Source organism: Ruegeria sp. K7 (assembly GCF_056531785.1).
On record NZ_JBQFMJ010000022.1, the window covers coordinates 20,589 to 34,199 of the forward strand.

The window sequence follows — 13,611 nt, forward strand, 5'->3', positions numbered from 1 at the left end:
GGTCAGATGAAGATGGACAAGATTCGTTTGAAAGTTCACACCGTTTTCTTATTTGCCACCCGATTTTAGACAAAAAGAACCTGCATTGCGCGCGCCAAAGGTGGTTAGGCGCAACAAGAAATTTGTACTCAGCGGTAAAGATCTGAGAGTGCTTTCTCATACCTTGCTAGAACTCTAGCTCGCTTAGGCTTTAGTGTCGGCGTGATTAGACCGTTTTCTAGACCCCAGGGTTCAGTCTCGATGACAATGTCGCGGATGCGGGCAAAGGGCGGGGTATCTTCCAATCTATTTGTTAGATATTCAACCAAATTCCGTCGAACTTCTTCGGACATTGGGTTAGCTAAGGAAACATCCGTCTTTTCGCACCAAGCTTGGAATTTCGGTGCATTTACAACGACAACCGCCGAGCACCATGGCTTGCTATCACCCAACACACAGACCTGTTCGATCAGAGGATCGGCAGCCAGAGCTGCTTCTATAGGCGTTGGATTGACGTTTTCCCCGGTCGATAGCACGAGGATGTCCTTTATTCTTCCCCTTATATAAACACGCTCATCGATTATCTCGGCCGCATCGCCTGTACGAAGCCAATGATCTTGATCGAAGGCATCGTTTGTCGCGTCTGGGTTATTCCAGTAGCCGATCATAGCGCTCGGTGAGTGGATCAACAGTTCTTGCCGATCACCTATTTTTAGTTCGCTGCCCGGAAGCGTGAAGCCGACGCTGTCACAGCGACGATCATCAATTGTCGACCCGGTTACTGCAGGTCCAGCCTCTGTGAGTCCGTACCCCTGAAGCAGCGGGATTTCCATTGCTGCGAAAAACCGAGACGTATCTGCGGACAAAGGCGCACCACCGCAAACCAGCATTCTAATATGCCCCCCAAAAGCTTCGTGCACACGCCTGCTGACACGTCTACCGATCAGGGTCCAATAAAGGTTAGCCACAATAGAAGGAGGCGGCAGTTTTTTTTCAACGACTTGCCGACGGCGCCAGCCGATTGCCTCTGTCCAAGCTAACAGCCTGCTGGCTATTACCGAACCTTCTGCTTCCGAAATCACTTTGTCATGGACTCTCTCGAAGAGTCTCGGCACCGCAAGCATGACGGTCGGATGCAGAGCCCGCATGTCTTCAGCCAAGTCTTGAATGGAGCGCGCGAAAGCCACCGGGCTGTTCGCAAGCATGGGACAGATATAGCCCAAGGTTCTCTCGAATGCGTGGGCCAAAGGAAGGACGGATAGGAATAAGTCCTTTTCGGAAATTGGATTGATTTCGCCCACAGTCGCCGCGTTCCAGAGGAGCGCTTTGTAAGTTAGCATCACACCCTTAGGAGGCCCCGTAGTGCCGGAGGTGTAAATAAGTGTCGCCAAATCATCTGGCGAACCAAATTCACCTCGATCTTCTTTGTAACTTCCGATCTCTATGTCGGGGCAAACCATCGCTCGACCTTTATTCGGCCCTTCCCCACTGACCAGCCAAACTTGTTTCAATACGGTCAAGGACTTACGTTCAGACCCCAAATCTTCCCATCTATCGATACTGTCGGTCACACATAAAACTGCACCGCTGTCGCGCAGAACGTGACAAATATTGGCAACACTATCCCGCGTGTAGACCGGAACAGCTACCAACCCCTCGCTCATGGCCGCCAGATCAGTGACTATCCAATCGACACAGTTCGGTAGGAAAATCCCGATCCGATCCCCGGCGCGCAAATCAGCTTGCGCGAAGGCTGCACGGCGTTTGACAACCCGTTCATTCACCATGCGCCAAGTCAGTGTCTGCCAGGCACCGTTCACGAATTGAATATAGGCGGGGCTATCGGGCGTATCGTTGACCCTTGCTTCGAATGCTTCGGGAATCGTCTGGCACAGCGCTACATCCACCCCGCTGGTTGGCGAATTCTCAAACATGTTCCATCTTCTGAGATCGCGTTCAAAACCTCCATGATTCAAATCAATTTCAATCAACGTTGGGCGGGTTAACCTGTCGGAGTGCGTCTTGAGTTGCTCGACAATTCGAGGCTTGGAAAGAAAGGTTCGACTGATGGCAGGAACTGCTTCTTCACCAGCCGCACGAATAAAGTCTTTGACGAAACTCGTGCAAAACTCAGGGCTGTACCCAAACAACCCTATCGTAAACAGCGCGACGACGGAGCCTGTGATATGGGTCGACGGTCGAGATCATCTGCTGTTTTGCTCCAACAACCTTCTTGGCCTTTCGAACCACCCAGATGTCAAAGCAACTGCCCAGAAAGCGCTGGAGCGCTATGGGCTGGGTTCCGGTGGATCACGACAGATGGCAGCGAACATCGATGTTCATAGAGCGCTTGAGCAGCGTATAGCCGAATTCGTTGGCCAAGCAGACGCTATTTGTTTTGCGGCAGGGTACATGGCTAACGTCGGGGTGATCCCAGCGCTTATGAAAGTAGACTTTCTCCAGTCTTTGGCCGAGACCCATCTTGGCCATCCCGGCCAAGACAAGCTTGGAGAAAATGACGCCGTTGGTTGGGAGGTATTTAGTGAAGAACTGAACCACGCAAGCGTCGTAGACGGTGTCCGCCTCGCAAAGGCGAAGATCAGCAGGTTCCCACACAAGAATATGAAACACCTCGCTGAGGCAATTGGCGAGTCGAAAATGCCATCCAAATTTATCGTAAGCGACGGTGTGTTTAGCATGGATGGAGACATAGCACCAATCCCGGCGATGGCTGATTTGGCTCGCGAGCATAACGCCATGCTGATGATCGATGACGCACACGGGGTCGGCATGCTCGGGGCTAATGGTCGGGGTAGCCTAGAACACCACGGGGTCGCTTCAACCGACGTGGACTTGCAAATGGGTACATTTACAAAGGCTTTTGGAGGCGTTGGTGGATATGTTTCCGGGGATCAGGAAGTAATCGACTTTTTGCGTATTTCTGCACGGACATACATCTTCTCCGCACCATTACCGCCAGCCATCGCAGCCGGGGTAACCGAAGCTATCGACATTGCTGAACGCGAGCCCTGGAGACGCGAAAAAGCGCTTGAGAATGCATTTTACTTCAGACGTGAAGTGGAATCCCGTGGGTATGAAACTCTTGGCAGCGAAGCACACATTGTCCCAACCTTGATTGGCGACGAACTAAAAGCGGCCGAGGTTACCCGCCTGCTTAGACATCGCGGTATCGTCGCACCACATGCTCGTTACCCCGCTGTTGCGCTCGGCCAGGCTCGCATCAGGTTTGTAATGACTTGTCAACACGAACGCGAGCAGATTGACTTCCTGCTGAGTTGTCTTGCCGAAATGCGTGAGACCCTGAACCTTTAGGAGCGCGTGACGTTGGAACCGCTAGACAACAGAACGGCGCTCATTACAGGAGCATCTTCGGGGATTGGGCGGGCATTTGCGGAAGAATACGCATCCGAAGGCGTCAATTTACTCATCGTCGCACGTCGGAATGATCCCTTACAAATGTTGGCGTCACAACTGCGATCAAAATACGGAATAGACGTCCAAGTTTGGGTTGGAGACCTTGCTATCCCTGGGACGCCTCAAAGTTTGTTCGATTATCTGACTGAGCAAAACATCCAAGTGGACATCCTCGTGAATAATGCCGGGTTCGGGGTTCCTGGAAATCTGTGTGAGGTGGAATGGGACAGGCATCGAGAAACCATCGAAGTCATGGGCGCGGCCCCAGTCCAACTATGCTACTTTATTGCTCCCGCAATGCAGGAAAAAAGGTCAGGGCGGATCATAAACGTATCCTCGCTGGCGGCATTTGTTCCACCTCACGCAGGGGGAACACTGTACTACCCTTTGAAATCGTACCTTGCTCAGTTCTCAATCGCATTGCGGGCGGAAATGAAACCAAGCGGCGTGCACGTTACCGCGTTGTGCCCCGGCTTTACACGCACAGGGTTTCAGGCCGCAGCAGGTGGAACCGTAGAATCTGTCCCGATCCCAAAGTGGATGTGGAGCGAGCCGAATGATGTTGCGGCTACCGCGATACGCGCCGTAGAAAAAAACCAACCAATCTGTATCCCGGGTTTGTTCAATAAGGCTGTGGCATTGTTCTTCAAGATCATACCCGGTTCGCTGGGACGCAAGATAGTTGGCGAGTGACCGATCAGAAGACGTCACCAGCACTCACCATTACAGGACCGTTTCGCAACTTCGCGATCATATCGTCGCCCATTCCGACGACGTCGATCCTCAATTTAGCTGAGCCTGACGTGGCATGAGATAAGAGACCCATTTTTCCACATTCTCGAATGCGACGCAAAACGCTGCTTCGTTCATCAAGCATTATCAGGCCAATCTTGGCTTGGTAATGATGCAAGCAGGCTTCCAATAGCTTAAAGAATACTGCTTCCTGTCCCTCTTTCACGACCAGATTTCCAAATCTGACGACCCTAAGATCCTGCAAACAGAAAACGCCATTTAGCCCAGGCAAATATGGGAGAACCCTAAGAAAAAATGCCCCCTGGATTCCGGGCATCGAGACGATCGACCACCTCAACAGTTCTGCCTGAGCAAGCGCTATTATCGCGTCTCCTTCTCTTACAGCAAAACACTCATCCGATTTGAATGAAGAGCGGAAGTCGGTCAATTCGTGGTCTTGATAAGCCTGCTCCAACTCGGCCAAAACCTGTTCCGCTTCCTCGGGATGGACCATGCCCACTTTTGGATCCTTGCGCGGAAAAAACCGCGAAAAAAGAGCCAGAGGTATGTTGGCCTCAACCGTATGACCAATCTGATCCGATAGGTGGAGCGAGTATTCAGTCGTTTCTTCGACATAGGCAAATCCAAACCCCGGTGACCCGACGGTCGAGGTGCAATAATTCCGAACATGCTCAATCAGCTGCCCTGCAAGTCCCTCATGCTGTCTATCAGGCCTAGTCGAGGCCATTACAAAGTGGAAACCATGGCACCTTTTCCCCGCCAACAATTTCACACACTTATCCAGAACGAAAACACAAAGCTCTTGCCCGGCGTCAGACAAAACGAAAAAACTTGGGTCACGCAACCGAGCCAACTTTTTAGGGACATCAATAATGCGGTATTTCGTGGATCGGCTCCCCCAGACTGTATGTCCGAGCAATTCAACGGTTGCCGCCGAAGGTTCATCCGATCGCGTGATCAGTCTGAGTAAGCTGGGGTCTTGCCAAATCACCTCAACCGTCATGAGTTTGACCTTCGTTTGACTGGCTCAAAATCGCCTTGCACATGTCATCGAACAAACTGGCATCTATCACGATCCTGGGAACCTTATACTGACCGCCCAAGCCACGACGAGATTTCATCCATCTGAGGAACCCTCCCGCGGAAACGAAACTCACTTCTGGTGTTGAAAGAGCGAGACCTCTTGCACGTAACTCGGAATAATCTTCATTTTGGCTGCACAAGACTTTGTCAACTGTTGCAGCGAACGTTTCCGCAGCATTCGGATGAGGTTCTCCCTCTACTTCGACGAGATAGAGATGGCGATTGCGCTGATCTTCGCAAACTGCACCCACGCTAAAGTCGACAACGGAGAGCCCTGTGTTCGATGCGGCCACAGCTACTGCCTCAGCGATTTCCGCTTCAATCAGATGTTCACCGAAGACGGACAGCCCGTTTTCCACTCGCCCGACCACCAACAAGCGCGGTGGCGAGAGATCCAAGAAGCGCACAATATCCCCTACAATATACGACCACAGTCCGGCGGCTGTTGAAATTGCCAAGGCGTAATCAACTCCGGTTTCAATGTTTCCAACCCAGTACCGTTCGGGATTTTTGGAATGGAGCTGTTCCGCCGGAATAAACTCAAAAAACACATGACCATTCAGGTGCAGGCGCATACCCTCCCCGTCGCCTCGGTCGGCGTAGGCAAATACGCCCTCGCTGGCGGAGTACATCTCTCGTGTTTCTGCGTGGCCTCCCTGCATCAGCGCCACAAACCGCTGCCGGTACGGAGCGAAATTTACGCCACCGTGAACGATAAGCTCTAGGTTTGGATACCAATCGACTAGTTTTACTCCCGAAGTGTCCCGATCTTTTGCGAGTTCGTCCAAAAAGATAAGCAACCAGTTTGGTGAACCACCCAAAAAACGCACATCTCTCTGCAAAGATAGGGGTGCCAGACGGCGGATCTTTTCCTCCCAATCTGCGATCCCGGCAATTTCGGGGGTTGGCAACACTCGCCCCTCAAACCAGTTTGGCATTGCACCTGCAGTGATGGCACTGACGGAACCCACATCCACCTCTGGAGTGGCGTGCTGCAAGTCAGTTGGGCCGGTCAAACCAAGCACAGAGCCCCCCAGCACCCTGCTGCCTGGTCGATTAACAAAGTGGTGACACAAAAGATCTAGAAATCCGCGCGCCGCAGAACGCCGCATCTCGGTCGAATATGGAATGTATTTTGAGCGACCCGTTGTTGTCCCGGAGGTCATTGCAAAATGCGGAATTCGCCCCGGCCAAGTTTGGTCGATGAGATCGGGGTATCTTGCCTGCCACCACTCCTGCCAGAACTCGGCGTATTGGCGGATAGGCACTCGCTGCTGGTAGTCTCTGAGTTTGGAGATTTGGTCAAAGCCATGGGCTTGTCCGAACTTCGTTTTAGACGCGCGGCGAACAAGCCTAGTCAACAGCGTCGATTGAACAACAGAGGGGTTCTGTCGATTCAAACTCCAAACCCTAGCCTTGGCGTACCGACGAGCCAATGGGCTGAAGTCGATCATGCGACTGGATCCGCTAATTGCTCGTGTCGGTTGAGGTTTGTTCATCGCCTAGGCTGCCCAGTTCACAAGGTTAATTTGCGAAAACGATTACTTCTCCAGTGTTTCACACTTGCCATTGACTGTCGGCTAGACTCTCCGTTGTGAAATTCGCATAGCGCGGCGCCTTGTACAGCGAAATGTCCGTTTTCCACGAATACGTTGGTCTCGGCCTGCGCTCCCGCTGACAGATTTCGGCATATTCTATCGAAATCTTTTTGGCCTCCCAACTTGAGAACCGTAGCTGTTCAAGTGGCGCGCCACATTGATTTGGCTCAAGCACCGTTGGCCTGACTTTGCTGTATGCACTGAACCAAAGAAGTTGAACACTTGCCGCGTGGCCAGCGAACACAGTGGTTGATAATCTTGGTATCAGTTATGCGGAACCGCCGGTATTTTGGTCACCGAACTCCGAGTTTGCTGCGGCTGCTCAATTGTACGTTCTGGATCCAGGCAGGCCTGAATTTCCGAGAAGTCCAGAGTTTCATTTTTTTCAAGCGCTGCAATCAACGTCTCGACCTCGGGCTTGTGCTCTTCGAGAGTGGAAATTGCTCTGGCTTCGGCGTCAATGAGCATTTTCATAACCGCCCGGTCTACTTGTGCTGCCGTTGTATCAGCTATGTTCGTCGGCTGCGCGATTGTACGTCCCAGAAATGGGTGGTCGTCGTTTTGTCGCAGGTCGATTGGGCCGAGTTCTTCGGTCATCCCCCACCTTGTCACCATACGTCTGGCGGTTTCGGTAGCCCTTCGGATGTCGTCGTCAGCGCCGGAACTGACCGTTCCCAAGAACAGTTGCTCTGCCGCTCGCCCCGCAAGCAACGCAACAATCTGATCTCTGAGAAACGTTTCACTAAGGGTATGACGCTCTGCTTCCGGCAATGAGTGTGTCCCCCCAAGTGCGTGACCTCGCGGAATAATCGTCACTTTGTACAAGGGGTCAGCTTCTGGCGTGAAATAGCAAACGGCGGTGTGGCCAGCCTCGTGCACGGCAAGACGGTGCCTTTCTTCGGGTCGTATCGCAAGAGTGCGGACAGTCCCCATCATCACTTTGTCACGCGCTTCATCAAGGTCGTTGCGAGAAATCAGATCAGCTCTTCGCCGCGCTGCTCCGATTGCGGCCTCATTAAGCAAGTTTTTCAGGTCAGCTCCCGAGAACCCCGGCGTTCCTGCTGCGATCCAACCCAGGTCGCCAGTATCTTCAAGCGGCAGTTTTCTTGCATGTATGTCAAGAATAGCCCGCCGGGCATCTTTCTCAGGCAAGTTCAGTGTTACATGACGGTCGAAACGGCCAGGCCGGAGTAAGGCTGGGTCCAGCACATCTGGCCGATTGGTCGCCGCCAGCACAACAACAGATTCTCGGCCACTAAATCCATCAAGCTCGGCAAGTATCTGGTTCAGTGTCTGCTCCCGTTCATCATGACCACCGCCAAGCCCTGTTCCACGAGTACGTCCGACGCTGTCCAACTCATCGATAAAAACAATGGAGGGAGCAGCCTTACGCGCCTCTTCAAAGAGTTTACGCACCCTTCCTGCGCCAACGCCGACGAAAATCTCAATAAACTCTGAACCAGATGTCGAAAAGAATGGTACGTCGGCCTCGCCGGCAAGGGCTTTGGCCAGAAGCGTTTTGCCCGTCCCCGGGGGGCCAACAAGCAAAACCCCATGTGGGACCTCAGCGCCGACACGGGCAAAACGCTCTGGGTCGCGTAAAAACTCTACTAACTCTATTACTTCGCGCTTAGCCTGATCCTGCCCCGCGACATCTTCGAAGGTTACCTTTCTTCCAGCTTCGTTTGGTTTTGAGAAACGACCGCTGAGTAGACCACCAGAAATACCTCCCGGACCGCCGGCTATCCCGCCCGTCATTCGTCTTTGAAACCAGAAATACAGGGCCAGGATAAATATCCACGGAATAAGATAGACGAAGACCGAGGTTCCAGATGGCTCAATCGCAGTAACATCAACACCGTTATCTTCCAGCAGCGCCAACAAATCCGGGTCGCTCTGGCTTGGAACAACGGCCCGGAAAGCTTGCTCACCATCCCCGTCTGCAGAGGTAGCGCGAACCGTTATGCTGTGATCACTTAATTCCGCCGAACGAACCCGTCCCGCACGAACGATCTCTTTCACGCCGCTATATGAAATCGTCGTAGCGGTCAGATCGGTAGGCGGCGCAAAGAAACTTGCGACAATTAAAGTTCCCATCGTGGCAACAAGCGCAACATAATAAATCCACTCTGGCCATTTTGGCCCATTGCCGGGATGTTTCGGTGGCTCTTGTGGCATAAGCGAAATCTTTCAAACAGACTGGTACTTGCGTCCGCAGACAGCACAACCTCAGACCCTCAACCAACCACACAGACTATGCATCCTTGATCAAGGCCCAATCAAATAATAGTCGACTTTGCATTATCTTAGCAAAAACCAATTGCAGATTTAGCTGAAGTTACATGCGTTTGAACAAACCGCTTTTCACAGCAAACCTCCAGGCTTCAACACCACTCGAACCTCGGTCAAAAGGGTGGCAACGGCGGAAATCGCAAGTTTCGAGTTCACTGAGTCTATTGACCTGCATCAATGCATTTTCCTCTGATACCCGTCAGTCTTGGCCGTTCAAAACGGAGGGGAAGCCATGATTTCGAATATCTTGGTCGCAACTGACGGCTCTGAAACAGCTGATCGTGCCGTTGAATTCGCTACAGACCTAGCGCTCAGACTGGATGTGCCAATGACTATCGGCCATGTTCTTCAACATGGCGCTCGCATTGAAGAATTGGGCCGCATGACTGAGGTCGAGCACTTGGTTCAGCAAGTCAAAAGCGATGTGAAGCTTCATTTGGGCGACATTCCATCCAATATTGACGCGGTATTTTCGGGCCCCCTGTCACGCGCAGACAGAGAGCGTATCATCACAGTGATTGGCGAGAAAATCGTTGATGGAGCGGCGCGACGCGCGAAGGATGCAGGCGCGAAGAACGTTTCGACACGGGTAAACAATGGGGATTACGATGAAGGCATCCTAAAAATGGCCAGTGAAATCGGTGCAGACACAATAGTTATGGGCCACCGCGGCTTGGGCCGGGTTCAACGGATCTTTCAAGGCAGCGTTTCGCAAAAAGTCAATCAGCGTGCAGACTGCACGGTGATTACCGTACGCTAAAATAAAGCAAACGGACCGGATACTATTCTGTGGTACCGACGCATTCAGAATTTCTGCAATGCGCTGCGTCAATGTCGGCAACAAAGGAGATCCAGAGGAAGAAAACTATGCGAGCAATGGTTTTTGGCAATGCCGTCTCAAAACTGGAACTTAGAAATGTTCCGACCCCGAAACCCGCCGCCAACCAGGTGCTTATCAAAGTTCTGGCATGTGGCGTGTGTCGAACCGACTTGCACGTTATTGACGGTGATCTTTCTGAACCAAAGCTCCCGCTTATCCCTGGGCACGAGATCGTTGGCTGCGTCGAAAGATTGGGGACCAATGTCGAAGGGCACCAAGAAGGGCAGCGCGTTGGTGTGCCCTGGCTCGGGCGTACGTGTGGGAATTGCTCTTATTGCCTCGAAGGACGGGAAAATCTGTGCGATCACCCCGGGTTTACTGGCTATACGATCAATGGAGGATACGCCGAGTACTGTGTCGCTGATGCCAAGTTTGTTTTCCCATTGTCCGAAAAAGCTGACCCCGTTTCCCTGGCACCTCTTTTATGTGCGGGCTTAATCGGCTACCGAAGTTTAAAACTCGCAGGCAAGGTCCAGACACTGGGCATCTATGGTTTCGGCGCCGCCGCACACATTCTTTGCCAGATTGCGAAACATCAGGGTATTGAAGTTTTCGCCTTTACTCGAGATAGCGATATAGCCGCGCAAAATTTTGCGCGAAACCTTGGTGCAAGTTGGGCAGGAGGCTCTTCGGAGACGTCACCATCACCATTGGATGCCGCTATAGTTTTCGCTCCAGTCGGAGCTTTGGTGCCTGCTTCGTTAAAGTCTGTGCGCAAGGGAGGCCGTGTTATTTGTGGGGGAATCCACATGAGCGATATTCCAAGTTTCCCGTACGCCGATCTTTGGGAAGAGCGATCAATAGCCTCCGTCGCAAACCTTACGCGTCAGGATGGCAGAGAATTTTTTACTCTTGCTGAAGCTGCAAATGTTCGGACGGAAGTAATTCCTTATCCTCTTGAGAAAGCAAACGACGCGCTTGATCACCTTCGGGAAGGCAAGCTGCAAGGAGCAGCGGTGCTTGTACCTTAGACGTTCTGCCTGCATTTGTGCGATGTGAATAGCCTGAGTTCCGGAACAGGCGAAGCAGTCAGCGAGAACTCAGAACGCAACCAGCCTAAGAGTGTTCCTGAGCGAATTTTTGACCCAACAATATGTATTGGTCGGTCCACGGGAGAGGCTGAGCGCGAGTGAAATCTGCCAATGCTTCAGCGTGCCGGCTCGCCTCTGTGGGGTCGCGTCCGGCTATGGCAACTTCGATCGCAAGGCGTCTGAACCAGAAATGATTGCGGCTCATCGAGCCAAGCTCTAACACATGCTCACCTTCCTGCAATAACTTCAGCTGGACATCGCGATCGCGCTCAAGTCGTGCCATTTCCGCGAGTACCATTGGCCCACAATAACTCATTCCCGCACGTCGGCATGTCGAGAGAACCGTATCTTGCTGGAAAACTACTACCTGCCCGGTGATCTCAGGCAGCAGATCGATGCTTTCGTCGATCACTACAACCACCGGCGCAATCATGAGAGCCTGCAAAACCTCACCCCGGCCGATGTCTACTTCGAGCGCGGCCACACCATTCTGAAACAACGAGAAAGGATCAAACGGAAGACAATCGAAACCCAGCGCTTGCTTCACCGCAAATCCGCCGCATAATCAAACCAAACAGATGCGCCAGATCCTCTCTTAGCTCAGCCGGCCATCTGTCCCAAAATCCCTGACGACGGACAGGAGGAGAATATGCAGGTTTATCGAGGGATTTTACTGGCACTGTTAGTCACGGGGCCTGCACTAGCGCAGGAGGTCCGCCTCAGTGAGGGAAGTGATTTGTACCGGACGTATTGCTGGCAATGTCACGGTTTCGAAGCGACCGGAGACGGGCCAATGGCCGAAATGTTGGCTATTCGAACACCCGACCTTACCAAATTGGCGGGCGAAAACGACGGTGTGTTTCCGATAGTTCGCATAGCTGAACAGATTGATGGTCGTTCACAATTGCTCGCTCATGGGGGCGAAATGCCAATCTTTGGCGCGGTGTTCGAGACAGACCAGCAAATCGCGGTGGCTTTGCCCAATGGGCAATCTATGATGGTTGGCCTGCCGTTGGCGAATTTGCTCGCTTTTCTTGAATCGATCCAGTCTGAATAGGCGCTGACCAATCCGCTAGTCGGTATCCGCCGTGCGTCTGATCGACATGAGAGTCAACGGCGGCCCCAACACCTCGAAGGCCACAGTACTGGCCAGAGTAATGGCCATGATCGACGCGGCCCAATGCGGAAATTGCTCTCCAGCTACAAGGGCCATTCCGACCGCAACACCGGCCTGTGGCAACAAAGCGGGACCGTACCAGCGGGTCTCACGGCGAGGCAGGCCGCCAAGTCTTGCTCCGCAGTAACCTCCGACCAGGCGGGCCACGGCGCGCAAAAACAGAAAAAGTGCACCAGCCCAGCCCATCAAGCCGAAGGCTTCAATGTCCAACGTGGCGCCAGCCAGCAGAAAGAACAGAATCATGAACGGCCACTGAATGTGCTCGATCTCATGAAAAGCACGGTCGTGATGGCGCGCAAGATTTCCGATAACCGCGCCCGCAACCATGCCTGCTACCAAGAATGAAACCTCCAGCCAAAGCGCGAGGCCCGCTGTCAGAAAGACTATGCCCACTGCTTCTGCCTGCATGGGTTCTCCGGGTTTCAAGCGGCCTGTCAGGTAAGCGGATGGCACGCCCAGTGCGGTACCCAATAGTATCGCCCCTCCGAAATCCCACATCGCTGTGGTCGTGACGGTGGCCCAACCATCCGAATGACCGGCCAGAACCAAGGCGATGCTGAAAACGATCAGACCCCAAGCGTCATCAATTGCGACTACGCCCTTTAATGTTTCGGTAAAGCTGTTGGACACCCCAGATTGTTTGATCACGTCTGCAATGGCGGCCGGAGCTGTAGCCGTGCCAATTGCCGCCAGCACCAACGCCAACCCGAACGGTACGCCAATCGCGGTCAGTCCAACCGACACAATAACAAGGGTTGCAACCACGATTGAAATCGAAATCGTCAGAATGGCTCGGCCATGCCGAACCAGGTTTTTGCGGGTCAAAGATCCTCCAAGAAGAAACGCGACCATCGTCAAGGCAACAATGGAGATCTCATCGAACCACTTGGCAACGTCGACCGGGATCACCCCGAATCCTGCGTTCCCGGCAATCAGGCCGAGGAACAGTAAGGTTGTAACACGAGGAAGATGCGTGGCCCGGCCAAGTTGATCGGCCGCCAATCCGGCAAGGAAAAGGACACCAAGGGTAATCAGAAAGCCGGCAATGTGCATAGAAAACCAAGCGTTAAGTTCTTGTCTAGACTACTCTAACTCCAACCCGGCCTGCTAGGAACCGATGTCGGAGAGATTGCGACTGTCCCGTCGCAGCTTTAGCCGAAGGTCCTAAAAATAAGGGATATTGATCTGTATTAAGGCGAAAGCGCGCCGCAGGTGGCAAAAGAGCTCATTCAGAAAATGCGGAGGAATTTTCGATGCCGACAAAGAAATCCAACACAAATAGCCCGACCTCACTTTTGGATGTTTTCAAGCAAATGCAGCCGCCCATTTCTGGCAATCCGGCCTTCGGTGCCCAGATCGAACAATTTTGGGACGCGCAAGAGA

The 13,611-nt window shown here is 52.8% G+C and carries 10 protein-coding genes and 1 pseudogene; 6 read left to right on the forward strand and 5 right to left on the reverse strand.

The annotated features are described in order from the left end of the window. Positions 1-128: 128 nt before the first annotated feature. Positions 129-1,913, reverse strand: a complete 1,785-nt coding sequence (locus ACR0FE_RS22190) for an AMP-dependent synthetase/ligase (protein ID WP_170617571.1) — start codon at positions 1,911-1,913, stop codon at positions 129-131. A 133-nt stretch (positions 1,914-2,046) separates the two neighbouring features. Between ACR0FE_RS22190 and ACR0FE_RS22195 the strand changes: the two genes are divergently transcribed. Then, positions 2,047-3,312 carry an aminotransferase class I/II-fold pyridoxal phosphate-dependent enzyme gene (locus ACR0FE_RS22195; protein ID WP_170617568.1) on the forward strand — a complete coding sequence of 422 codons (1,266 nt, stop codon included), beginning with the start codon at positions 2,047-2,049 and terminating at the stop codon, positions 3,310-3,312. 12 nt (positions 3,313-3,324) lie between these two features. Further along, on the forward strand, positions 3,325-4,107 hold the full coding sequence (locus tag ACR0FE_RS22200; RefSeq protein ID WP_170617567.1) for an SDR family NAD(P)-dependent oxidoreductase: 783 nt from the start codon (positions 3,325-3,327) through the stop codon (positions 4,105-4,107). 4 nt (positions 4,108-4,111) lie between these two features. On the opposite strand, the gene ACR0FE_RS22205 is transcribed toward ACR0FE_RS22200, so the two are convergent. The 3 genes from ACR0FE_RS22205 to ftsH form a co-directional block, all read right to left on the reverse strand. Then, a complete protein-coding gene (locus ACR0FE_RS22205; protein WP_480915323.1) occupies positions 4,112-5,170 on the reverse strand; it encodes a hypothetical protein in 1,059 nt (352 codons plus the stop codon). Then, positions 5,160-6,704, reverse strand: coding sequence for a GH3 family acyl-acid amido synthetase (locus ACR0FE_RS22210; protein ID WP_170617562.1), 1,545 nt, complete (start codon positions 6,702-6,704; stop codon positions 5,160-5,162). Before ACR0FE_RS22210 ends, ACR0FE_RS22205 begins: the two co-directional genes overlap by 11 nt. A gap of 408 nt (positions 6,705-7,112) precedes the next feature. Next, positions 7,113-9,026, reverse strand: coding sequence for an ATP-dependent zinc metalloprotease FtsH (gene ftsH, locus ACR0FE_RS22215; protein WP_480536789.1), 1,914 nt, complete (start codon positions 9,024-9,026; stop codon positions 7,113-7,115). A gap of 319 nt (positions 9,027-9,345) precedes the next feature. Between ftsH and ACR0FE_RS22220 the strand changes: the two genes are divergently transcribed. The 4 genes and pseudogenes from ACR0FE_RS22220 (at position 9,346) to ACR0FE_RS22235 (ending at position 12,108) form a co-directional block, all read left to right on the forward strand. Further along, the gene (locus ACR0FE_RS22220; protein ID WP_170617560.1) at positions 9,346-9,900 is read left to right on the forward strand and encodes a universal stress protein; all 555 of its coding nucleotides are present in this window, start codon (positions 9,346-9,348) and stop codon (positions 9,898-9,900) included. Between the two features lie 71 nt (positions 9,901-9,971). After that, a complete protein-coding gene (locus ACR0FE_RS22225; protein ID WP_480915326.1) occupies positions 9,972-10,991 on the forward strand; it encodes a zinc-dependent alcohol dehydrogenase family protein in 1,020 nt (339 codons plus the stop codon). Positions 10,992-11,388: 397 nt separating this feature from the next. Further along, positions 11,389-11,616, forward strand: a pseudogene (locus ACR0FE_RS22230) (integrase core domain-containing protein); the annotation flags it as partial. A gap of 84 nt (positions 11,617-11,700) precedes the next feature. After that, the gene (locus ACR0FE_RS22235; RefSeq protein WP_170617554.1) at positions 11,701-12,108 is read left to right on the forward strand and encodes a c-type cytochrome; all 408 of its coding nucleotides are present in this window, start codon (positions 11,701-11,703) and stop codon (positions 12,106-12,108) included. A 15-nt stretch (positions 12,109-12,123) separates the two neighbouring features. On the opposite strand, the gene ACR0FE_RS22240 is transcribed toward ACR0FE_RS22235, so the two are convergent. Continuing rightward, the gene (locus ACR0FE_RS22240) at positions 12,124-13,281 is read right to left on the reverse strand and encodes a cation:proton antiporter (protein WP_170817049.1); all 1,158 of its coding nucleotides are present in this window, start codon (positions 13,279-13,281) and stop codon (positions 12,124-12,126) included. Positions 13,282-13,611 lie beyond the last annotated feature (330 nt).

What these genes read in the sequence shown, in the direction of transcription:
- ACR0FE_RS22190 (WP_170617571.1), bottom strand. Translation starts at nt 1,913, where the DNA reads ATGTTTGAGAATTCGCCAACCAGCGGGGTGGATGTAGCGCTGTGCCAG.
- ACR0FE_RS22195 (WP_170617568.1), top strand. Translation starts at nt 2,047, where the DNA reads ATGGCAGGAACTGCTTCTTCACCAGCCGCACGAATAAAGTCTTTGACG.
- ACR0FE_RS22205 (WP_480915323.1), bottom strand. Translation starts at nt 5,170, where the DNA reads ATGACGGTTGAGGTGATTTGGCAAGACCCCAGCTTACTCAGACTGATC.
- ACR0FE_RS22210 (WP_170617562.1), bottom strand. Translation starts at nt 6,704, where the DNA reads ATGATCGACTTCAGCCCATTGGCTCGTCGGTACGCCAAGGCTAGGGTT.
- ftsH (WP_480536789.1), bottom strand. Translation starts at nt 9,026, where the DNA reads ATGCCACAAGAGCCACCGAAACATCCCGGCAATGGGCCAAAATGGCCA.
- ACR0FE_RS22225 (WP_480915326.1), top strand. Translation starts at nt 9,972, where the DNA reads ATGTCGGCAACAAAGGAGATCCAGAGGAAGAAAACTATGCGAGCAATG.
- ACR0FE_RS22235 (WP_170617554.1), top strand. Translation starts at nt 11,701, where the DNA reads ATGCAGGTTTATCGAGGGATTTTACTGGCACTGTTAGTCACGGGGCCT.
- ACR0FE_RS22240 (WP_170817049.1), bottom strand. Translation starts at nt 13,281, where the DNA reads ATGCACATTGCCGGCTTTCTGATTACCCTTGGTGTCCTTTTCCTTGCC.